Origin of the sequence: Enterococcus sp. AZ129, assembly GCF_051714505.1 — a bacterium.
Taxonomy (GTDB): Bacteria; Bacillota; Bacilli; order Lactobacillales; family Enterococcaceae; genus Enterococcus; species Enterococcus faecalis.
On the sequence record NZ_JBIORY010000001.1, the window covers coordinates 1,956,200 to 1,977,406 of the forward strand.

The following is a 21,207-nucleotide window of genomic DNA, read 5'->3' on the forward strand; positions in this document are numbered from 1 at the left end:
TCTTTTTTTATACTTCTTCTATCGGTTCATTTTCAAAAACTAATTGATTGTCTAATAGACTAATCGTGACTTTTGTTTTTGGCATTACTCGTCCAGAAACAATTTCTTTTGCTAATGGTGTTTCGACTTCGCGAGTAATGAAACGTTTTAACGGACGAGCTCCATAAGCTGGCTCATACCCATTTTCAGCAATCCATGTTTTAGCTTCATCAGTGATTTCCAACACAATTTCTTGTTGCTCTAAACGATGAGCAAGTTGTGCGGTCATTTTACCAATGATTCCTTTCACATTATCCAAGCTCAATGGTGTGAATAAAATGGTATCATCAATTCTGTTTAAGAACTCTGGTTTAAAGTGTCCTTTTAGAATATTCATGACTTGATTTTCAACTTCTTCTGGAATTGTTCCTTCAGGTGTCACACCTTCCAGTAAAAGCTGAGAACCGATATTGCTTGTCATAATTAAAACTGTATTTTTAAAATCAACGACCCGACCTTTAGAATCTGTCAAACGACCATCATCTAAAACTTGTAATAAGATATTAAAGACATCTGGGTGCGCTTTTTCAATTTCGTCTAATAAGACAATTGTATATGGATTTCGACGAACAGCTTCTGTTAACTGGCCACCTTCTTCATAACCAATATAGCCTGGAGGGGCACCAACCAAACGAGACACGGCATGTTTTTCCATGTATTCACTCATGTCAATCCGTACCATATGATCTTCAGAATCAAACAAATCTTCAGCTAAGGCTTTAGCAAGTTCTGTTTTACCAACACCAGTTGGTCCTAAGAAAAGGAACGAACCGAGTGGGCGATTTGGATCTTGTAAGCCTGCTCTTGAGCGAATCACCGCATCACTAACAGCATCGACGGCTTCATCTTGACCAATCACACGTTTGTGTAATGTTTCATTCAGTTTCATTAATTTTTCTCGTTCGCCTTCAACTAATTTTGTCACAGGGATGCCGGTTAAACGACCGACCACTTGCGCAATTTCGTTTTCAGTAACCGATTCTTGTACCATTTTGACGTTATCTTTGGCGTTCTTTTCTTCCAATTCTTTCAATTCATGTTCTAATTGTGGAATTGTTCCATGGCGCAAAACAGCAGCTCGTTCTAAATCATAATTATTTTCAGCATCTTCTAATTCGTGTTTTGCTTTATCAATCTCTGCACGTTTGTTGGAAACCGCATTAACTTCTTCTTTTTCCGTTTCCCATTGCATTTTCATTGAGTTGGCTTCTTCACGCAAATCTGCTAATTCTTCTTGCAAGTTGGCTAACCGTTTTTTACTTGCATCATCCGATTCTTTTTTCAAGGCCGCTTCTTCAATTTCTAGTTGCATTAACCGACGTGTTACTTGATCGAGCTCTGTCGGCATTGAATTCATTTCCACTCGAATCGTTGCGCTTGCTTCATCGACTAAGTCAATCGCTTTATCTGGTAAGAAACGATCAGTAATATAGCGATCGGATAAAGTAGCGGCAGCAACTAAAGCATTGTCATGAATATTCACGCCGTGGTGAATTTCAAATCGTTCTTTTAAGCCACGCAAAATAGAAATTGTATCTTCTACTGTTGGTTCTTTGACTAATACTTTTTGGAAACGACGTTCTAAGGCTTTATCTTTTTCCATATATTGGCGATATTCATCAAGCGTTGTGGCACCGATTAAATGCAATTCACCACGTGCTAGCATCGGTTTTAATAAATTCCCGGCGTCCATACTGCCTTCAGTTTTACCAGCTCCGACGATATTATGAATTTCATCAATGAATAAAATGATTTTGCCATCACTTTTTTTCACTTCTTTTAAAACAGCTTTTAACCGTTCTTCAAATTCGCCACGGAATTTTGCTCCCGCAATTAAGGCGCCCATATCTAAAGAAAAAATGGTTTTATCTTTTAAGTTTTCGGGAACATCTTTACGAACGATTCGTTGTGCTAATCCTTCAACAATCGCTGTTTTACCAACACCTGGTTCACCAATTAAGACTGGATTATTTTTAGTTTTTCTTGATAAAATCCGAATAACGTCACGAATTTCTTCGTCACGACCAATGATTGGATCTTGTTTTCCTGCTTTTACTTGTTGTACTAAGTCAACACCGTATTTTTCTAGTGCTTTATATTGTTCTTCCTGGTTTTGAGAAGTCACACGATCTCCTCCTCTCATCTCTTCAATATTTTTTCTTAACTCTTTTTCCGTAATGCCTTGTTGCATTAAATATTTTGTTAAACGATAATTTTTCAATTTCATTAAAGCTAAAAGTACAATTTCGGTTGATAAAAATTCATCTTGGAATTCTTCTCGAAGTGAATCAGCTTCTTGCAATAAATGGAACAAATTTTGACTTAAATTTTGACCATATTGCACATTACCGCCTGCCACACTTGGATATTCATCTAACGCGTTATCTACTTCTCGTTCAAATGCGTCAACATCTAAACCAGCATCTGTGTAAAAATTACGACCAAAATGGTTTGGTTGAAGAAAAATTTTCCATAAATGTGCGATATCAATTTCTTGATGTTGCCGTGTCACCGCAACTTTTTGAGCTTCAGCAATCGCCTCTTGTAGCGTGGTTGTCATTTTTTCAATATTCATAAACGATCCCTCCCGTTTATTGTTTTGTCTTTTTTATTTTAACATTCTTTACAATTATTATTATCCGACTTTTGATGGATTTCTTCAAAAGTTAAGGTATTCGTAAACCTTATAAATTTATTATACTCTATTGGTCAGTAAAGGTCAATGAATAAATTGACCTTTTTTGACCTTTTTTGATAAAAAAAACCTAAAACAGCTAAATATCACTGTTTTAGAGCTTTTTTCGCAATAACACCTGGTTTGACCAACTCTTTATTGCTTTGATTTATTAAAAATAAAGTTTTAACGTAAGATACTTTTTATCGGCATAGCTAACCAAAATAGCCAAACTGGTTATTGCTAAAAATAATTCGTACTCATAACCACTAAAACCACTTGCCAAACCAAAAGAAAAAATAGCTCCGACTAAAACTGCTATGAATCCTACTGATACCAAAGGAATTAAAAAGCCAATAATCATAAATAATCCACCAATTAATTCAATTGCTGCTACACCATAAACAAAAAGACTTGGCAAACCAATACTAGCAAAAAACGCTAAAGTATCTTCCAATGACGTTACTTTCATCACTCCATGAATTAGCATCGTCACCCCTAGCCAAATTCTAATCACTTGAATGCCTCGCTGTTGTTTATCCATACTTCTCCTCCTTTGTTTTCATTAAATAGTTAATGTAACTATTTAAGTTACATTATAAAGGATAAATCGAAAAAAGTATAGAAAAAAAACAAACGTATTTAACAATACGTTTGTTTTTTAATATTACTATAAAACTTATATTTTTTCTTAATACAATTAACTTTCCTTTCAAGTGAAACATACTAAGATTAGACTACATCGTCCAATGACCAGGTTACTGTAGATTGATATACTTTTGATATTTCTCCTACATTTGCAGGCACAGTTAATTTTATCTCTTCAAAAGGAAAATATAGTTGCCAAGTTCCACTTCCTTGTGCTCCAGTTGCTGTGATTATTGATTGGGCTGTTGCACCCGATCGAAAAGCTTGAGAACCTAACATCGGTCCATTGGTAAAACCAGTCGTTACTGATTCCTCGGCTGTATTAGCATATTGAACTTTTTGAAGTTGAGTGTCCGCAAAGTTCAAGGTAATTCCTTCTCCTTGTGGTAAAGATTTACCAGTTTTATCTTTAAATTCAGATAAACTAACGTTTAATTTCCAACCTGTGCTAGTTGGTCGATTATCTTCTAGACGTAACATAAAACCAGCTTGTTGTAATTCGGGACTTCCGACATAGCTTGCTGAATTTAGTCCATAACTTTTTGACGTTGGCGAAATCGTTTGTTTGCCAAAATCAAACGTACTTGGTGTCCCCATCAATACAGGTCGTTGCCCACTCCATTTCGCATATAACGTTACAGTTCCATTATTAGTAGCAGTTAACATTGAAACTATTTGTTTATCTGTATATACAACGTCACTTGCTCGCGTCCTTGCCCAGCCAAGAAATGTATTACTTTCCTTTGTAAAGGTATTGGCTGGTAATGGCTTGCCTATTCCATAAATAAAGCTCGTATTAGGCATGCTACCCGTTCCCCCGTTAGCATCAAACTTCACCGTATAGGTATTCCCTTTCCAAACAGCATAATAAGTCTTAGCTGAGATATAATTAACGAGAGGGTTTGTTGTAATATTTGGTGTTGTGGTATTGGCTGTTGTGGCCCAACCTTGGAAAGTGTAGCCTGTTCTTGTTGGCTTCGCAACGGTGCTTAAATTAACTACAGTTCCAAAATTATAGGCTTTAGCCGCTGTACCACCCGAGCCCCCATTGGCATTAAAAGTCACATTCACTGAGATTGGTTTCCAAATAGCTTTCAGAGTTACTTTTGTAGTAGTTGAAGTAGACGTAAAGCTGATCGTTGCACCCGGTTGATAGTTCTTAGTTGGCGCTACAACATCTTGCCATTCCACAAAAGTATAACCACTAAGTGTTGGTTTTGTTGTTGGAATAACAACTTTTCCAGCCCCATTCACATTTAACTGAATCGTTTGCGGAGAGGGTAGACCTGTAACTCCACTTCCTGGCACGATAACACTTGGTAAATTTTGTTCATAAGCTACTTGAGCAAACTCCGTACTAAAGGTAATTTTGTCACTGACTGCTGTTAAAGTTGTTCCTGCTTTAGCTTCTTTGGCAGAATATTGAAATTGATTAATCGCTTTTTGATTCTCCGCATCTGGCACTAAAAAGTTCATAATTGCGTCTAATGTCTCACCTGGTTTGATTGTCGTTGCGCCAAAATCGACATAGATTGCTGTGATTAAAGCAGAGTTCGCAGGTTTAGTTGTAGTGAATCCTAAACTAGTTAGTTTAGTGGCATTCCATGCTTGTAAATCATTGTTAGTATAACTAGGTAATTGTGAGACCGGCTTAGTTGTATAGTAAATTTTGGCTGTTCCACTATTATTAGTCAAGTTTGTAAAACCGATACTTCCTGTTGATCCACGACCATCACTAGCAGAAGGTAATAGGTTATATAACCGAACGCTCGTAAAGCTTGTATTCCCTGAGTTTTTAATGACCGTTTGCATTTGCGGTGTTCCTTTACTCTCTACCGCAAAGATATTACTGCTAGACCAAGCTTGCGTCGCCGATCCACGAGCATTCGTCGCACTATCTAGTTTTGAAGCATCCACGACAGAAAAGCCAGTATTACTAAGAACAGGTCCGTTCAACCCGTAGCTATTTTCATTTGTATTGTCTAAACCGATTTTTTTAGCCTCTGCAGCATCTAATTGTGCAGGTACGCCAGTAAAGAAATCAGTTGCCTGAGAGCTACTATATGCGACATAAGGAATTTGATAACTTCCAGAAGCAGCTGAACTATCCACTATAAATTCTAAAGGAATCCGAAAAACACTAGACTCTCTCAGTACTTTAGATTTATAAGCCGTGCTGGACGTCTTAAAACGATAATAATTGTAAGCCGTGTCTTTGATAGGTAACGTTTCAACTGTCACCGAAGCTGGATAGGTGACTTGGTTACTCTCATCAATAAAATCTTTTTTCGTGGTAGCTTTTAATCGTAACTGTTTTGGAACTTTAATTGTAATAATGGGCTTTACCCAATCCCTCAAGGAAATGTTTGTATAGTAAACATTATTTCTCATGATTATTTCATAGTTAATTGTGTCTCCAGGCAGCTTGTTTTGGCTATTGACACTGGTCATCCTAGCAGAAACATTTAAAGCTACGTCATTATTATAATACATGACGTGATCTCTTAATTTAAGCGATGTAGGAGTACCAGTTGCATCTTGGTACTGCATGGTGGCTCCAAACGTAATTGGATTAGACTTCTTAGAAAGCGCTGTTCCATCTGGCCACCGCCCATCAGGCCAATTTTTAACCCCATATCGAAGAATCATTCCGTTCCCTGGAGGTAACGAATTAGCTGTTTTGCCATCTGTTCCCATTGGGATGACATAAATGTCCGAAATATACTCGTTGGTTGCTAAGGTTGGCAAAGCTGGACTAAAATTGCCAGTAGTAGGGGGCGTACTGCTCCAAACAGAACGACTCGTTCCAGTTACAGCATTTCTAATACGATACCAAGGCCGATAATAGGCTGGGGTACTTACTCCATCCGTAACACCATAAATATAGAGATCATCAAAATTTCCTTTAGCTGAGCCCGCAGTTAATTCTTGTAATCTGTATGACACCCCTTGAATTGCTTTAGTTCCGGTATTTTTAATAGTAACAGGGGAACTAAAAGGCGTAACGCCAAAAGCGAAAACAGGTCCAGCTGTCGCTGAATTCCTTAAGTTATTAACTGAGTTAGTAGAACCTGCAATAGTATTATGATGCCCTGTTCCTGACAATTGAAAATCTGGCCGAGACCGTTTTATATAACTTTGCGTAGTGGTGAGCGTATTTATTTTCCCATTCAAGTATTTTACCTTCATCCCAAAATTGACGGAAAAAGAACGCCCTTCTGCATAAGTTCTATTCAAAGTAACTCTTGTATCAAGATATCTTAAATTAATAAGAGTTACTGGATTGTCTAAAATGGTTGGTGAGAGGGTTGCTAATTTCTGATAGTACCGAGTAAAACCAACTGGCACACTAGGGTCTTGTACATTTGTGATCCCTGTTTTCAATAATCTATTGGCTAAAGTTCCCGTTAAAGTAGCTCCCGTGGGAATTTCAACATACACTTGATGCTCATAACGAGGGTCTAAATTCGCTCTAGCTAAATAATTAAGCCAATAATTATTTGATATAACAATATCACCGTCAAAATAACTCTCGCTACTAGGATTGGCATAGGCAGAACCTACACGAAAATTGATAGAACTCACATCCGTTTTTACGGTTTTATTTGCCGCTGAACTTGCTATTTGTGTCCCCGTATTATCAAATACCTTCGCTTGGAGATTATTCCACACGATTTGTTCAGGTGGGATTTTGGCATCATAGACATTATTAAGTTTAAAACGTAAATTAATCGTCTCTAAAGTTGTCTTGGTTTCTTTCAAGCGAATAATTAATTTTTTATTGGCCGTATCATTTACATACGAAGCCACAATGGAGTTAGCACTAGGTGTGACCAACGAAAAAATCGGTGCTGTACTATCAAAGTCTTTAAAAATCGGGTCACTTTTACTTGGATAAAAGCCATAAGGAAGCTCAATCGAAGTACCAGTGAGGCCCGCTTGGCTGATGGAAACTGGTAAAGAAACAGTTAAGTAATCTGGTGCTGTTCCTGTCGCAGGGTCAGTATATGTACGATAAGTGGCTGGTGCAGTCAAACCGACCGTAATCCCATTCGCTTTAGCGGCAATGTTTTTAGACTTAACGACGGGGTTGCTTTTTTCATTTTCCTTTGTTTGCTTCTGCTCACCACTCTTCTGGGTCTCTTGTGGCACTACTACTTGCTCTTTCACAATCGTCACGTCTAAATTATTAGCCAACGTTTCTTGGTTTTTATCTTTGACTGACAAGGTAAAGGTTCCTGCTTTTGTTGTCGTTAACAGCAAGTAACTCTCCCCCAACTGGGCTAAGTCTCTTAAAACCAAGCTATGTTGTTCTTGATTATAAGAACTATGCTCCTGCAATTGTTGGTTCTTTTGGGGATTATATTGAATTTCCTGAGGCAATTGGATTTCCGCCCAAGTTACATTACTAGTTATTTTTAGATAAAAATCCGCTCCGGCAGTTACTTGACGTTCTGATTCTTGTTGTGACCAAGTAAAGGAAACAGTTTCTACTTCTTTCGTTGCTTCAGTTGCTTGAGTTTTTTCAATTGAAGAATCGGTTGTTTCAGTTGTTTCTATCGTTTGCTTAGACGGTTCTGATAGCTTAGGTAATGAATCTTCAATAATTTGTTGCATTTCACTCGTTACTGTTGTTGACTCAGTCCCCTCAGCTAAGCCATTAATTGGTAAAATCATTGTTCCCAATAATATAACACAAATAAGACGAATCATTTTCTTATTCATAACCAACACCTTCTTTTCCTTTTTTCCTTTTTTTCCTTTATTTTGTTCTACTCTTTTTAAGATAAAAATATACGCTAATTACAATGAGGAGCAATATACTACCACCTATTAAAAAAAACTGTGGGCTTTTTGCTGAAGATGTACTAGCCGACCATTTTTTTACTTGCATTTGTGTGATTGTAAAATTTTTTCGCCAATGCCATTCTTGATTACCAGCGCTGGCTTGACTATGAAAAGTATACGTTCCCGCTGGAAGTGCGGCCTCATTCAAAGATAAATCCATAGCTAATAGCGAGTTAGGTGCTACTGTCACATCCGCTTGTACTTTTTTTAGTAACTCTTTTGTCTGACCTTTTTTGGTTAACCAGTTGGTAATGGTCGCTCCTTTCATAACTTTTGGTTGTCGATTTTGGAATGTTGCTTGAACAACGGGTAAGCCACCGCTGATCGTTGTATCAACTTTTTTTAGTTTCAATTCTGCTCCTTCATCAAATGGCTGTTTATCTTCTGTCAGCATGATTGAAATAGTATACGCATAGGTTGATGTAAATTGATTACTTGTTAATGATTCATCCTCTAATTGTTTAACAAACCGTAATGCGCCTAATTTAACTCCAGAGAATGGCTCTTTGGGTGTTTTGATTTCATAATTCACTATTTTTTCTTCAAAGTTTTTTACAGTGACCGTAGCTTCCTTATTTTGCAAATGAACAATTTGTGTGATGGAATTCGTCAAACTAGAATCTAATTTGGGGCTTGTCTGCGTATAATCAATCTGTCCATCCGTTCCGTTCACTGCATCATGAATACTTAAAGCGACAGTTACGGGTTCTTTTTGCAAACTTCTAATTTTCACTTGAATAATCTGCTGACTACTTGGCTGAACGCCTAAATAAAAATAAGTTTGGTTCTTATCTAGCTGATTATCTGGTATCACACTTTCAACTGTGAAACCCGCCAGTGGCTGTGGCTCTGGTTGTTGGGCTAAAGCCACTTCGAAGCGTAAAAAGATTAGATAACAGCTAACTACAAAACAGAGATAACCGAATATTTTTATTCCATTCCCTGTCGTTTTATTTGGGACTTGTGACAATTTCATTACAATCAACTTTCCCCCATTCTTTTAATACTTATCGTTAATAGATTAATTATAGCTGAAGACACACAAAAAAAAATTTTGAATTTTTAAACCCATAATTAAAAAATGGCATCTTCTTATCCCATAAGGGTTTAACAGCGCTTTCTAACTATGAAAATGCCTAAATTCCATCCTTTTCTGAAAATATCTCCTTTAGAATCTAAAGAACAACAAAACAAATAACGAGCAAACGTCAAAAGGTATGCGTCATACATTGACCTTTTGACGTTTGCTCGCTAAAATTTAACACTTTTTCTTCTGATTTCTACTAAATAACTTTTCAACTTTTTTTCTGAAAAAAACAGCCAGAATAAACACGCGGTTCTTTCTGGCTGATTTCTTTTTATCCTAAACCAACACGTTCAAAAATCGTGTCAACGTTTTTTAAATGATAATGGTAATCAAAGGCATCATCTAGCTCTTCTTTTGATAAGACAGAAGTAATTTTTTCATCCGCATCTAGCAACGGACGGAACGCCGTTTGATGATCCCATGCGTAAGCTGTTTTTGGTTGGACCAAATCATACGCTTCTTCACGTGTCATGCCATGGTCAATCAATTTTAATAAGACACGTTGGCTGTAAATTAGTCCGTAAGTCGCATCCATGTTACGTTTCATATTTTCTGGGAAGACCGTTAAGTTTTTGACAATATTACCAAAACGATTCAACATGTAATTTAGCAAAATCGTCGTATCGGGAATAATAATCCGTTCAGCAGACGAGTGAGAAATATCTCGTTCATGCCATAAACTCACATTTTCAAAGGCAGTAATGACATGACCACGAATCACACGTGCCAAACCAGTCATATTTTCAGAACCAATTGGATTTCGTTTATGCGGCATTGCCGAAGATCCTTTTTGTCCTTTTGCAAAAAATTCTTCTACTTCACGCGTTTCTGATTTTTGTAGACCACGAATTTCTGTTGCAAATTTTTCAATACTTGTCGCAATTAATGCCATGGCAGAAACATATTCTGCATGTAAATCACGTGGTAAAACTTGTGTCGAAATCTCTTGAGCACGGATCCCCAAATGTTCGCAAACATATTCTTCAACAAATGGTGAAATATTGGCAAAGGTACCTACGGCTCCACTGATTTTACCCGCTTCGACACCTTTGGCTGCATGTTCAAAACGTTCAATGTTGCGTTTCATTTCAGAATACCACAACGCTAATTTCAAACCAAATGTAGTAGGTTCTGCATGAACACCATGCGTTCTTCCCATCATGACCGTATGTTTATACTCTTTGGCTTTGGCTCCGACAATCTCCGTAAATGTTTGTAAATCTTTCCGTAAAATATCATTCGCCTGTTTCAATAGATAACCATAGGCAGTATCCACAACATCTGTGCTGGTTAACCCATAGTGCACCCATTTTCGCTCTTCACCAAGCGTTTCTGAAACGGCACGAGTAAAAGCGACAACATCATGACGTGTTTCTGCTTCAATTTCTAAAATACGTGCAACATCAAATGATGCATTTTCTCGGATTTTTTGTACATCTTCTTTAGGAATTTCGCCAAGTTCTGCCCAAGCTTCATCCGCCAAAATTTCAACTTCTAGCCATGCCTTGTAGCGGTTCTCATCTGTCCAAATTGCGCCCATTTCGGGTCTTGTATAACGATCAATCATTGTGCCTTATCCCCTCTTTACTCCTCAATTTTTGAAAAATAATTACGACCAAATCTTTGTTTCTTTAATTTCTTCCAGTGTTTCATCGATTTCTTTGGTTAATATAGTAATATGCCCCATCGCTCGTTGCGCTTTTGCTTCACTGTGGCCATAATAGTGGAAATGCCAATCTGGATGTTCATTAATAATGTCCATCGTTTCATAGGCCTCATTTCCAAGCACATTGACCGTGACTGCTTCAGACAACAGTTGAATCGTTGGCATTGACCAATTACATAAGCCACGAATATGCGTATCATATTGGCTAAAAGAACAAGCATCTATTGAAAAATTCCCAGCATCTTCTGGACGAGGTAAAATTTTATTTACATAAATCCCGCCTGTTTCTGTATAAAACATTTCAATTGAAAGGGTGCCGACTAAACCAACTGCTTTAGCAATCACCTTAGCAATTCGTTGCAACTCGCCACTGACTTCGTCATCAATTCGGGCTGGCGCAATCGTTTCATGTAGCTTACGCTCTTTTTTAATTGTTTCCACAACTGGAAATGTCGCAAATTCGCCACGACCATTACCAGAAATCAGAACAGATAATTCTTTTTCGTAAGGAATCCAAGCTTCCAAGACACAGGTTCCTTCTCTCAGAAGATTCATGGATGGCGCTAAGTCTGAAGTACTATGTAGTACATAACGACCTTCCCCTCGCGTATTCTTCAAGATACACGGATAACCAATGCCATCAATTGCTTCTTGAATATCAGTCGGACTAACAATCGTTGCATAAGGTGCAATCACAATATTATTATCTTCCAAGAAACTTTTTTCCATTAAGCGATCTTGCGTAATCGCTAAAATGTCTGTTCCTTGCGGTATATTCGCCAAATGTTGAATCGCTGTTAACGCATCAACATCTGCATGTTCAAATTCATACGTAATCACTTGGGCACGTTTTGCCAATTTCTCTAACGCTTCAGGATCATTATATGCTCCTAATAATTGCCAATCGGCAACTTGTGCAGCAGGACAATCAATTTGTGGATCTAGCACACCCACTCGAAACCCCATTTCTCTTGCACTAAGGGCCATCATTTTTGCTAAATGTCCGCCACCAATGATACCAATCACTTGACCAGGTAATAGTGGTTTATCCAAGTTCATCACAACTTTCCATCACAGTTTTATCCTTAAAATCCTTCTGCGGTTTCTCGTCGCAGTCTAGCCTTTAAGAGTGCTCTTTTTACATGATACAAGGAAAAAGGCTCAACTTCAAGTGCCAGCAGTGTTTCCATTAGGTTTTCTCATCAGAATTTATTAACATACTTTAGGATAAAACAGCGGTAACTTACTACTCGTCTCTTTGTAACCAAGCTTTTTTCTCTTATTCTCTTCAAATTGATGAAAACATTAAATTTTTCTAAACGATGATTAGGTCAAAAAAGTATGAAAGAAAAGCCACCTGACCTTATCTATCATACTTTTTTGAAACTATTCGTTACTTTCTGAGGTTTCTTTTAAACCATTGAATAAAAGATTTAAAATAATTGCGGTAATGCTGCTCATGACAATTCCATTACCAGTAAACATGCTAACAGTTTCTGGTACTTTATTAAAGAGCGTCGGCATAATATTAAAGCCTAAACCAAAGCCAATCGAGATGGCAATAATTAATAAATTTTTGTCATTTGAGTAGTCAACTTTTGACAACATGCGCATTCCTTGGACAGCCACCATTCCAAACATAACCAGCATTCCGCCGCCTAAAACCGGCTCTGGGATAATTTGGGCCATCGCACCAATTTTTGGTAATAAGCCTAAAATAATTAAGAAAAAAGCAGAAAAATAAATTGGTCGACGTGTTTTGATCCCAGATAATTGAACTAACCCGACATTTTGAGAGAAACCTGTATAAGGAAACGTATTAAAAATCCCCCCTAAAATGACGGCTAAACCTTCTGCATGATACCCACGACGTAAATCATCTTCGCCAATTTTCTTCCCTGTAATGTCTCCTAAGGCAAAATAAACACCTGTTGATTCAACCATACTAACAATTGAAATAATAATCATCAACACAATAGAAGAAAGATCAAACGTTGGTTTGCCAAAATAAAATGGCTGTGGAAAATGAAACCACGTAGCTTGACCAACAGGAGACAAATCAACTAATCCCAGAAACGCAGCTAAAATTGTGCCACCGACTAGGCCGATTAACACGGCAATTGACTTGATAAAGCCACGTCCCCAAACTTGCACAACAATGATTAAGGCAATTGTTACAAATGCGAGGAGCAAGTTTTTAGGATCACCAAAACTTTTGTCCGTTGCTAAGCCGCCACCCATTTTTTCAACAGCAACAGGAATTAAGGTCAAACCAATAACTGTAATGACTGTGCCGGTGACTAAAGGCGGAAATAGACGTTTAATTTTTGAGAAAAATCCTGCAATAAGAACGACAAAAATGCCCGAAGCAATAATTGAACCGTAAATTGCACCAACCCCTTTGTTCGTACCAATCATGATTAAAGGCGCAACTGCTTGAATGGCACAACCTAAAACGACTGGCAAGCCAATCCCAAAAAACTTATTCACCGTTAATTGTAAAAGTGTCGCAACGCCGCACATAAAAATATCGATTGAAATCAAATACGTCATTTGTTGCGAATCAAAATTCAAGCCGGTTCCGATTAATAAAGGTACGGCAACTGCTCCAGCATACATCGCTAATAAATGTTGCAATCCTAAAACGGCGGCTTTCCCATTTGGTGTTTCCGTCTGTTGTGGTGTATTCAATTGTTTTGTTTCCAAGATTATGCATCCTCCTCTAAAAACGTCACCGTTCCTTCACTTAATGAAGCAATACGTGCTAAAGAGACTACATTTAAGCCCATGTCTTCTAATAACTGACGACCATCTTGGAATGATTTTTCAATTACGATACCAATTCCTTCAACCTTTGCACCAGCCTGTTGGCATAATTCTACCAATCCTTTAGCAGCTTGTCCGTTAGCTAAAAAGTCATCAATAATCAACACTTTATCAGCATCAGATAAAAATTTTCTTGAAATGGAAATTTGACTTGTCACTTGTTTTGTAAATGAATAAACTGAAGCCGTTAAAAGCTCTTCATCCATGGTTAAACTTTTTGCCTTACGAGCGAAGATCATTGGCACGCCTAATTTTTGCGCTGCGTATAAGGCAGGAGCGATTCCTGATGCTTCAATTGTAATTACTTTGGTAATGCCTGCTTCTGCGAAAACCTCAGCAAAACGATTACCCATAGCCTCCATTAATTCTGGATCCACTTGGTGCGTAATAAAACTATCTACTTTTAAAACACCTTCACCTAATACACGGCCATCATTTTTGATACGTTCGACTAATTCCTTCACAATATGAACTCCTTTACTTATTTTTCGATAGATGCTTTGTTCTCATCCTGAGGAAAGGACGGTTCGTTAAAAACGAACGAAATAAAACAAAGTGCTATTTATATTCGTGTTCTAACAAAAGAAAAAAGCCCATTTTGCCAAAGCAAAAAAGGGCTATCCGCTCTTCTTCACTTATAGACCAGCATTTACGGTGCTGGGTAGAGACGGTCAACCGTATTTTGACCTTATACAAGCTTCTATGTTTCTCTAGGATAGTACAAAAATCTCTAACTTTCAATGGTTTAACAACTTTTTTTCATTAGAATTTTCAAATAATTGGTTCATTCTTCCATTGTTCCGTAAAAGCGAACATTAAATAGCCAAAAACGCTTTGGCAGTCTATCCTGCCAAAGCGTTTTTTATTCTTCATCGGTTGCTTTTTCTTGTTCACGATATTTTTTCATTTTTTTGCTGAATAATTCACCGTTACTAGGGGGCGTATATGTAATAGCATTCGCTCCGGCGATAATGGTTTCATGAATACTCGATTCAGTTGGTCCTCCTGTTGCAATAATCGGTAATTCTGGATACTTGCCACGGAAATAGCGTACAGTGGCTGCAGTGTCTTTTCCTGCACTGATATTAATCATATCCACGCCAGCCGCAAGTTTTTCATCAATTGGCGTATGAATAGAAGTTACTGTGCTGATAATAGGAATATCGATTGCTTCATCCACCATTTTAATTGTTTCAATTGGTGTAGGACCATTCAAAACGACACCCATTGAGCCTTGTGCTTCTGCAAATAAACTCATATAAGCAGAACGCATGCCTTGTGTTAAACCGCCGCCGACTCCTGAAAAGACAGGAATATCCGCTGCTTCAATAATGCCTTTTGTAATCGCTGGATGCGGTGTAAAAGGATATACAGCAATCACTGCCTGTGCATCCGTATTGCGGATAATCGCAATATCTGTCGTAAAAATAATTGATTTTATTTTACGGCCAAAAATTTTAATGCCACTGGCTTGCCGAATAATCTCTGGCATTTTTACAATATCTTGTTTCAGCGGCGTCATAATTTCTGGAATCCACTTTTCGCTCATTGTCATCGTTCCTCCATGCTTAACGGTCGTATTTATTTAAATTGTATTCTTCAATTACATGAATGATCTTATCAGCGTATGTAGGATCCGTTGCGTATCCAGCATCTTGAAGCGCTTGTGCAGCCTCTTTATAATTTTTGGCTAACAAGACTTTTTCATATAAATTTGGATCCCAATCGACCCCATCAACAAATAACTTGGTATGATCTCGCATGGATTCTTCCCAATTGTCATAAACTCGAAAATCACCCTGAATCGTAATCCAGACCTCATTGACATACTCTTTTGTTTCTAAATTGACTTTTGGTTGATTGCCATATGCTTTAATCCCAAAAAGATTGTTATATTTCGATGCTAATTGACTTTGTCCAAAATTTGATTCTAAAACTGCTTGCCCCATAATAATACTTGGTAATACCCCGTAAGATTCTTGTAATTCACGTGCATACGGTGTGATCTCAGCAACAAATTCTTCTTTTGAGATGTTTTCATTTTGGCGATTGACTGACTCGCTTTGTCCCTTATCTGAATCAGAAAGGACAGATAACGAAAAGACAAAGGCCAAACCGACGACAACTATGCCTAAGAATAACTTTGGCAAATTCAGCTGCTTTTTTCTTTTTTTCTGATAGTTGCTCACTTCATTAATTCCCCACTTCATCTTTTATTTTCCGATAAAATGTTTCATTATCTTTCACTTTCGTGATTGATTTCATTTGTTACTATAACCGAATAATTGTATCATTTTCACAGAAAATTATCAACTTTCATCACTGCTTACGCTCGTGATTTCAGTACTTGATTCAGTGGTAGCAGTTGAAGAAACTGTACTACTTTCAGAAATTTTAGTGGATGATTTCACTGTTGTTTCAGTTGATGTGTGAACAGATTCTTCAACTGGCTTTTTGCCAAAAAAGACAAAAATTACCGCACCAAACATAATAATCACAGATAAAATCCCAGCAATTGTGTATTTCAAAAGACCATCCTTCCTATTCGTTATTCACCTACGTAAGTATCCATCAGATTTTCGTTGACCCAATCTAATAATTCAACTTTTGAACCTTCCAATTGTCGTTGAATCGTAGCTGGTAACCGGAATGTAATAATATCATCAAAACCCCATTCGCCATAGGCCAGCGTCACTTTCAAATCAATATAACCAGCAGCAATTTCTTGTTCCTGTTTATTGTTAGGAATTAATTCTACAACGCCCAAATCAGATTGTAGCCATTTTTTGGCAATTGTTGTTTTTAACCGTTTATATTCCGAAACAGCTAGGTTACGTTTTTCCGGAAATAAGATGGTTTGGCGGAGTATTTTTTGAGTCAGCATCCACTCATAATCCGTAAACAAATTCTTAATTTTTTGCATGACTTCATTGTCCAAACCAAATTGGCCTTCTTTCCAAGCTTGCCAATCGGCTGCTTGAATTTGATAAGCGGAGTAAAAATTTTCTTCTGTTTGGTACTGTTCAATAATTGCGTCAACAATAATATCTACATAAACTTGATGCATAATCATTCGCCTCCATTTTCTATTTTACTGAAATTCTCTAAAAAAAGCATCTTTTTATCTCTGGATTTTATCATATTTACAAAATTGTCCTTGTTTTCTAATTTCTCTTGTTTACAGTATAATAAATAATGAAGAAGATTTGAAGAAATTGCATAGATTAGGAGGACTTCTTTTGACAAAAAAATTATATCAATGGGGCATCGTCGGATTAGGTGGGATTGCCCACGAATTTGCTTCAACGTTTAAACAAGAAACTAGCCAACTTGCAGCTGTTGCTTCACGGACATTGTCTAAAGCAGAACAATTTGCCGCTGATTATTCAATCCCTAAAGCCTATGGTTCTTATGAAGAATTGCTAGCAGATGAAACAATCGATGTTGTCTATATAGCAGTGCCAAATAAACAACATGCTGAACACATTTTAAAAGCGCTCCAGGCCGGAAAACATGTGTTGTGTGAAAAAGCTATTACGATGAACGCGGCAGAATTAAAACAAGCCTTGGCAGTTGCAGAAAAAAATGACCTTATTTTAGCAGAAGCCATGACTATTTTTAACATGCCACTATACGACGAATTACGTCGCTTGATGGATGCTGGCAAATTTGGTCAGTTAAAAATGATTCAAGCACCATTTGGAAGTTACAAAGAACCCGATCCTAAAAATCGCTTTTTTAATCCTGACTTAGCAGGCGGCGCATTGTTAGATATTGGTACTTATGCGGTTTCGTTTGCTCGTTGGTTTCTCAGCTCACAGCCAGACGTTTTAGCTTCTAGCATGGTTCCCTTCTCTACTGGCGTTGATGAACAATCGGTGACATTGCTTCGGAATAAAGAAAATGAGTTGGCTACTATTTCATTAACATTCCAAGCAAAAATGCCAAAGCAAGGAATTGTTGCTTTTGAAGATGCCTATATTACCATTACAGATTATCCACGTGCAGATGAAGCAATCGTTCACTACAATGACGGTACGGTTGAGACCATCGTTTCTGGGTACTCAGCTGAAGCCATGAATTATGAAATCTACAATATGGTTGAAGCAATCAAAGGTACACAACCCAACCGCTCCTTATTTTTCACGACAGAAGTCATTGATATTTTGGACCAGATGCAAAAATTATGGCAGAATTAAAAAAAGAACTTCGGCTTTTGCCGAAGTTCTCTTTTTTATTTGTTCTCTATGGATAAATACGGTTTAACATACGTGGGAACGGAATCGCTTCACGAATGTGTTCATTACCAGTAATGAACGTAACAGCACGTTCTAAACCTAACCCGAAGCCGGAATGTGGCACAGAACCGTATTTACGTAAATCTAAATACCAGCTATATTCTTCTTCAGATAAGCCAAACTCAGCTACTTTTTCTTTCAAATAATCATAATCAGTTGCACGCTCTGAACCACCGATAATTTCACCATAACCTTCTGGCGCAATTAAATCGGCACAAATTACAACATCTTCACGTGTTGGATGTGGTTTCATATAGAAGGCTTTAATTGCTTTTGGATAATTTAAAATGAATGTTGGAACGCCATAGTAATTTGAAATAAAGGTTTCATGTGGGCTACCAAAGTCTTCGCCCCATTCAATGTGATCATAATCATTGTTTGCTTCTTCTTTTTGTAATAACTCAATCGCATCATCGTAAGTAATACGTTTGAATGGTTCCGAAACATATTTTTCCAGTAAAGCTGTATCACGTTCTAAAACATCCAATGGATATTGTTGATTTTTCAATACTGATTTAATTAAATGTTTTACGTAGGCTTCTTGAATATCTAGTGATTCTTCATGAGTTGTGTATGCCATTTCTGGTTCAATCATCCAGAATTCCGTTAAGTGACGACGAGTTTTGGATTTTTCCGCACGGAAGGTTGGTCCAAAAGTAAAGACTTTTCCAAATGCCATCGCACCAGCTTCTGCATATAATTGACCTGTTTGTGATAAGAATGCTGGTTGTCCGAAGTAATCTGTTTCAAATAATTCTGTTGTGCCTTCTGGTGCTGAGCCTGTTAAAATTGGGCTATCAATTTTAATGAATCCTTGTTCGTTAAAGAACTCGTAAGTAGCACGAATAATTTCGTTACGAACTAACATGATTGCATGTTGTTTGCTTGAACGTAACCATAAATGACGATGATCCATTAAGAAATCTGTGCCGTGTTCTTTCGGCGTGATTGGGTAATCTTCTGAAGCGCCAACGACTTCTAAATCAGTGATATCCATTTCATAGCCGAATTTAGAACGGCTATCTTCTTTGATAACACCAGTAACCATGACTGCTGTTTCTTGTGATAAATGTTTAATTTCTTGGAATTTTTCTGTACCAGCTTCTTCACCAAAGGCTTCAATGAAGTTTGGTTTGAACACGACACCTTGGAAAAAGGCTGTCCCGTCACGTAATTGTAAAAAGGCAATTTTTCCGCTTGAGCGTTTGTTAGCAATCCAAGCGCCAATTTTTACTGTTTCTCCAACATGTTTGTTTGAATCAATAATTTGAATTTGTTCCACGTCTGTCTCTCCGTTCATTTCTTAGTTTATTCTTTTAGGCGTTGTGCTGAATCCGTTTCTTTTCTATAAAGTCGTTCATTCGCTCAATCGCTTTTTCTAACGTCATTAAATCTGTCGCATAGCTCATCCGCACATGTTCTGGTGCACCAAAGCCCTCTCCCGTTACCAGAGCAACATGCGCTTCTTGTAATAAATCTTCCACCCAATTAGTCACGTTATCATACCCACAAATTTCTAACGTTTTTTTGACATTCGGGAATAGATAAAAGGCGCCTTCAGGTTTTATTAGCGAAACACCTGGCAAAGCTGCTACTTTTGGATAGATATGATTCAGGCGTTTTTCAAAGGCCTGACGCATGTCTTCAACTGTCGTCTGTTCACCTGTTAAAGCCTCAATTGCCGCATATTGGCTAACTGCGACTGGATTACTGGTGGATTGTGAAGCGAGTTGTGTCATTGCTTGAATAATTTTTTCATCACCGACTGCAAAACCAATGCGCCAGCCTGTCATTGCATATGTTTTGGAAACACCATTAATAATGATTGTCTGTTGACGAATTGCTTCTGAGATGGTTGCAATTGGTGTGAACCGATGTCCATTGTACACCAAACGACCATAAATATCATCTGCAATAATGAGGATATTATGAGCAACTGCCCATTCACCAATTTGGCGTAATTCTTCTTCCGTATAAATAACACCAGTTGGGTTAGATGGTGAATTTAAAATGATTGCTTTTGTTTTGTCCGTTCGTACAGCTTCTAATTGTGCGACTGATACTTTAAATGATTGTTCTTGCGTGCTTGATACAAACACTGGCTTGCCTTCTGCTAACTTGACTTGTTCACCATAACTTACCCAATAAGGGACAGGGATAATCACTTCGTCCCCAACGTTCAAAATGGCTTGAAATAATAGATACAGCGCATATTTGGCACCATCTGTCACAATAACTTGCTTGGGTTGATAACAAAGTTGATATTCTCGTTCCACATAAGAAACAATTGCTTGCTTTAATTCAGGAATGCCGCCAGAAGGTGTGTAATAACTTGCTCTTCCATCCTCAATTGAAGCAATTGCTGCTTTTTGAATATTTTTCGGGGTTACAAAATCTGGTTCCCCGACCGTTAAGCTTAAAACATCTACACCTTTTGCTTTTAATGCTTTCGCTTTGGCGGCAGCTGCTAATGTAACAGAAGGAGTCAATTGCTGTGCTCGATTTGATACGTTCATACACCTTTCACTCCCACTTTCATCAAAACCTATCTAAATTAAATATCTTTGACAACGTTAATCTCTTCGCCTTTATCAAAGCTCATAAGATAATACGTTAGTACTCCTTGATCATTTTCGGTGACCACTTCCCATGCAGGGCGCTTATCATAAAGCCCTAACGTAGCTTTCATCACCGATTCATCGGGATGGGCTTTAGCAACCATGTCTGTTATTTGTTGTTCAGTTTGACCATCTTTTTGATTTAAGACCGTGACTTTTTCTCCCGATTTAGGGACAATCACGACAATCTCTGTGCCTTTATCATTTTTGCCGGTTAAAGTAAAATACGTATTTTTGCGTGTAAACCAGTAAAATTTATCAACTGTTTCTAAATTAGCAGAAGTTTTGGCAATTGCGGTTGCTTCTTTTTTGGCTTGAGCCATTGGTTGATTGGTTCGTACAAAAAAGATAATTATTGTTACAAGAATTGCTAAAAGGATTGCCAATAGGGTTAAAAGGACAGTAATCCGTTTCTTCTCTTTCTTTTCTTCTAATTCCTCCAAAAATCCTTCCATCCTCTCTAAACTTACTGGGTCTTATTATAGCAGAAAAATAGCGGCCTT

Annotated in this window: 16 protein-coding genes and 1 riboswitch; of the genes, 1 reads left to right on the forward strand and 15 read right to left on the reverse strand. The window is 37.6% G+C overall.

All coding sequences use genetic code 11. From position 1 onward, the window contains the following. Window positions 1-7: 7 nt before the first annotated feature. From clpB to IGJ90_RS09685, 12 genes are all read right to left on the reverse strand, one after another. Entirely contained in the window at window positions 8-2,614 is a 2,607-nt protein-coding gene (gene clpB, locus IGJ90_RS09630; protein ID WP_002362158.1) for an ATP-dependent chaperone ClpB, read from the reverse strand. A 271-nt stretch (window positions 2,615-2,885) separates the two neighbouring features. Then, window positions 2,886-3,257, reverse strand: a complete 372-nt coding sequence (locus IGJ90_RS09635; RefSeq protein WP_002359784.1) for a DoxX family protein — start codon at window positions 3,255-3,257, stop codon at window positions 2,886-2,888. 188 nt (window positions 3,258-3,445) lie between these two features. After that, on the reverse strand, window positions 3,446-8,086 hold the full coding sequence (locus IGJ90_RS09640) for a WxL domain-containing protein (RefSeq protein WP_438768039.1): 4,641 nt from the start codon (window positions 8,084-8,086) through the stop codon (window positions 3,446-3,448). Window positions 8,087-8,123: 37 nt separating this feature from the next. After that, window positions 8,124-9,185 carry a DUF916 and DUF3324 domain-containing protein gene (locus IGJ90_RS09645; RefSeq protein WP_029739089.1) on the reverse strand — a complete coding sequence of 354 codons (1,062 nt, stop codon included), beginning with the start codon at window positions 9,183-9,185 and terminating at the stop codon, window positions 8,124-8,126. A 382-nt stretch (window positions 9,186-9,567) separates the two neighbouring features. Continuing rightward, window positions 9,568-10,863, reverse strand: a complete 1,296-nt coding sequence (purB, locus tag IGJ90_RS09650) for an adenylosuccinate lyase (protein ID WP_002356808.1) — start codon at window positions 10,861-10,863, stop codon at window positions 9,568-9,570. 42 nt (window positions 10,864-10,905) lie between these two features. Further along, window positions 10,906-12,021, reverse strand: a complete 1,116-nt coding sequence (purK, locus tag IGJ90_RS09655; protein ID WP_002384262.1) for a 5-(carboxyamino)imidazole ribonucleotide synthase — start codon at window positions 12,019-12,021, stop codon at window positions 10,906-10,908. Window positions 12,022-12,348: 327 nt separating this feature from the next. Then, window positions 12,349-13,668, reverse strand: a complete 1,320-nt coding sequence (locus tag IGJ90_RS09660) for a nucleobase:cation symporter-2 family protein (RefSeq protein WP_002382793.1) — start codon at window positions 13,666-13,668, stop codon at window positions 12,349-12,351. 2 nt (window positions 13,669-13,670) lie between these two features. Beyond that, a complete protein-coding gene (locus IGJ90_RS09665; RefSeq protein ID WP_002356804.1) occupies window positions 13,671-14,252 on the reverse strand; it encodes a xanthine phosphoribosyltransferase in 582 nt (193 codons plus the stop codon). Between the two features lie 154 nt (window positions 14,253-14,406). Beyond that, window positions 14,407-14,504, reverse strand: a riboswitch (purine riboswitch). 146 nt (window positions 14,505-14,650) lie between these two features. After that, window positions 14,651-15,337 carry a hydrolase gene (locus tag IGJ90_RS09670; RefSeq protein ID WP_002356802.1) on the reverse strand — a complete coding sequence of 229 codons (687 nt, stop codon included), beginning with the start codon at window positions 15,335-15,337 and terminating at the stop codon, window positions 14,651-14,653. 19 nt (window positions 15,338-15,356) lie between these two features. After that, window positions 15,357-15,998, reverse strand: coding sequence for a glycoside hydrolase family 73 protein (locus tag IGJ90_RS09675; RefSeq protein ID WP_438768042.1), 642 nt, complete (start codon window positions 15,996-15,998; stop codon window positions 15,357-15,359). A gap of 99 nt (window positions 15,999-16,097) precedes the next feature. After that, window positions 16,098-16,277, reverse strand: coding sequence for a hypothetical protein (locus tag IGJ90_RS09680; protein WP_002384259.1), 180 nt, complete (start codon window positions 16,275-16,277; stop codon window positions 16,098-16,100). Between the two features lie 59 nt (window positions 16,278-16,336). Further along, window positions 16,337-16,861 (reverse strand): hypothetical protein, encoded by a 525-nt coding sequence (locus tag IGJ90_RS09685; protein WP_002382789.1) that lies wholly within the window; start codon window positions 16,859-16,861, stop codon window positions 16,337-16,339. Window positions 16,862-17,027: 166 nt separating this feature from the next. Here IGJ90_RS09685 and IGJ90_RS09690 point away from each other — a divergent pair, with 166 nt between their 5' ends. Continuing rightward, on the forward strand, window positions 17,028-17,987 hold the full coding sequence (locus IGJ90_RS09690; RefSeq protein WP_002382786.1) for a Gfo/Idh/MocA family protein: 960 nt from the start codon (window positions 17,028-17,030) through the stop codon (window positions 17,985-17,987). A 46-nt stretch (window positions 17,988-18,033) separates the two neighbouring features. On the opposite strand, the gene asnS is transcribed toward IGJ90_RS09690, so the two are convergent. The 3 genes from asnS to IGJ90_RS09705 are packed head-to-tail and all read right to left on the reverse strand — an operon-like array spanning window position 18,034 to window position 21,159. Beyond that, complete coding sequence (gene asnS / locus IGJ90_RS09695) at window positions 18,034-19,386, reverse strand: asparagine--tRNA ligase (RefSeq protein ID WP_002374359.1); 1,353 nt, start codon at window positions 19,384-19,386, stop codon at window positions 18,034-18,036. Window positions 19,387-19,402: 16 nt separating this feature from the next. Next, window positions 19,403-20,602: a pyridoxal phosphate-dependent aminotransferase gene (locus tag IGJ90_RS09700; RefSeq protein ID WP_002376910.1), complete on the reverse strand. Its 1,200-nt coding sequence runs from the start codon at window positions 20,600-20,602 to the stop codon at window positions 19,403-19,405. Window positions 20,603-20,640: 38 nt separating this feature from the next. Then, window positions 20,641-21,159, reverse strand: coding sequence for a cell wall elongation regulator TseB-like domain-containing protein (locus tag IGJ90_RS09705; protein ID WP_025189406.1), 519 nt, complete (start codon window positions 21,157-21,159; stop codon window positions 20,641-20,643). Window positions 21,160-21,207 lie beyond the last annotated feature (48 nt).

Excerpts from the sequence above, each read along its gene's own strand:
- clpB (WP_002362158.1), bottom strand. The coding sequence starts at position 2,614 with ATGAATATTGAAAAAATGACAACCACGCTACAAGAGGCGATTGCTGAA.
- IGJ90_RS09635 (WP_002359784.1), bottom strand. The coding sequence starts at position 3,257 with ATGGATAAACAACAGCGAGGCATTCAAGTGATTAGAATTTGGCTAGGG.
- IGJ90_RS09640 (WP_438768039.1), bottom strand. The coding sequence starts at position 8,086 with ATGAATAAGAAAATGATTCGTCTTATTTGTGTTATATTATTGGGAACA.
- IGJ90_RS09645 (WP_029739089.1), bottom strand. The coding sequence starts at position 9,185 with ATGAAATTGTCACAAGTCCCAAATAAAACGACAGGGAATGGAATAAAA.
- purB (WP_002356808.1), bottom strand. The coding sequence starts at position 10,863 with ATGATTGATCGTTATACAAGACCCGAAATGGGCGCAATTTGGACAGAT.
- purK (WP_002384262.1), bottom strand. The coding sequence starts at position 12,021 with ATGAACTTGGATAAACCACTATTACCTGGTCAAGTGATTGGTATCATT.
- IGJ90_RS09670 (WP_002356802.1), bottom strand. The coding sequence starts at position 15,337 with ATGAGCGAAAAGTGGATTCCAGAAATTATGACGCCGCTGAAACAAGAT.
- IGJ90_RS09675 (WP_438768042.1), bottom strand. The coding sequence starts at position 15,998 with ATGAAGTGGGGAATTAATGAAGTGAGCAACTATCAGAAAAAAAGAAAA.
- IGJ90_RS09680 (WP_002384259.1), bottom strand. The coding sequence starts at position 16,277 with ATGTTTGGTGCGGTAATTTTTGTCTTTTTTGGCAAAAAGCCAGTTGAA.
- IGJ90_RS09685 (WP_002382789.1), bottom strand. The coding sequence starts at position 16,861 with ATGATTATGCATCAAGTTTATGTAGATATTATTGTTGACGCAATTATT.
- asnS (WP_002374359.1), bottom strand. The coding sequence starts at position 19,386 with ATGAACGGAGAGACAGACGTGGAACAAATTCAAATTATTGATTCAAAC.
- IGJ90_RS09700 (WP_002376910.1), bottom strand. The coding sequence starts at position 20,602 with ATGAACGTATCAAATCGAGCACAGCAATTGACTCCTTCTGTTACATTA.
- IGJ90_RS09705 (WP_025189406.1), bottom strand. The coding sequence starts at position 21,159 with ATGGAAGGATTTTTGGAGGAATTAGAAGAAAAGAAAGAGAAGAAACGG.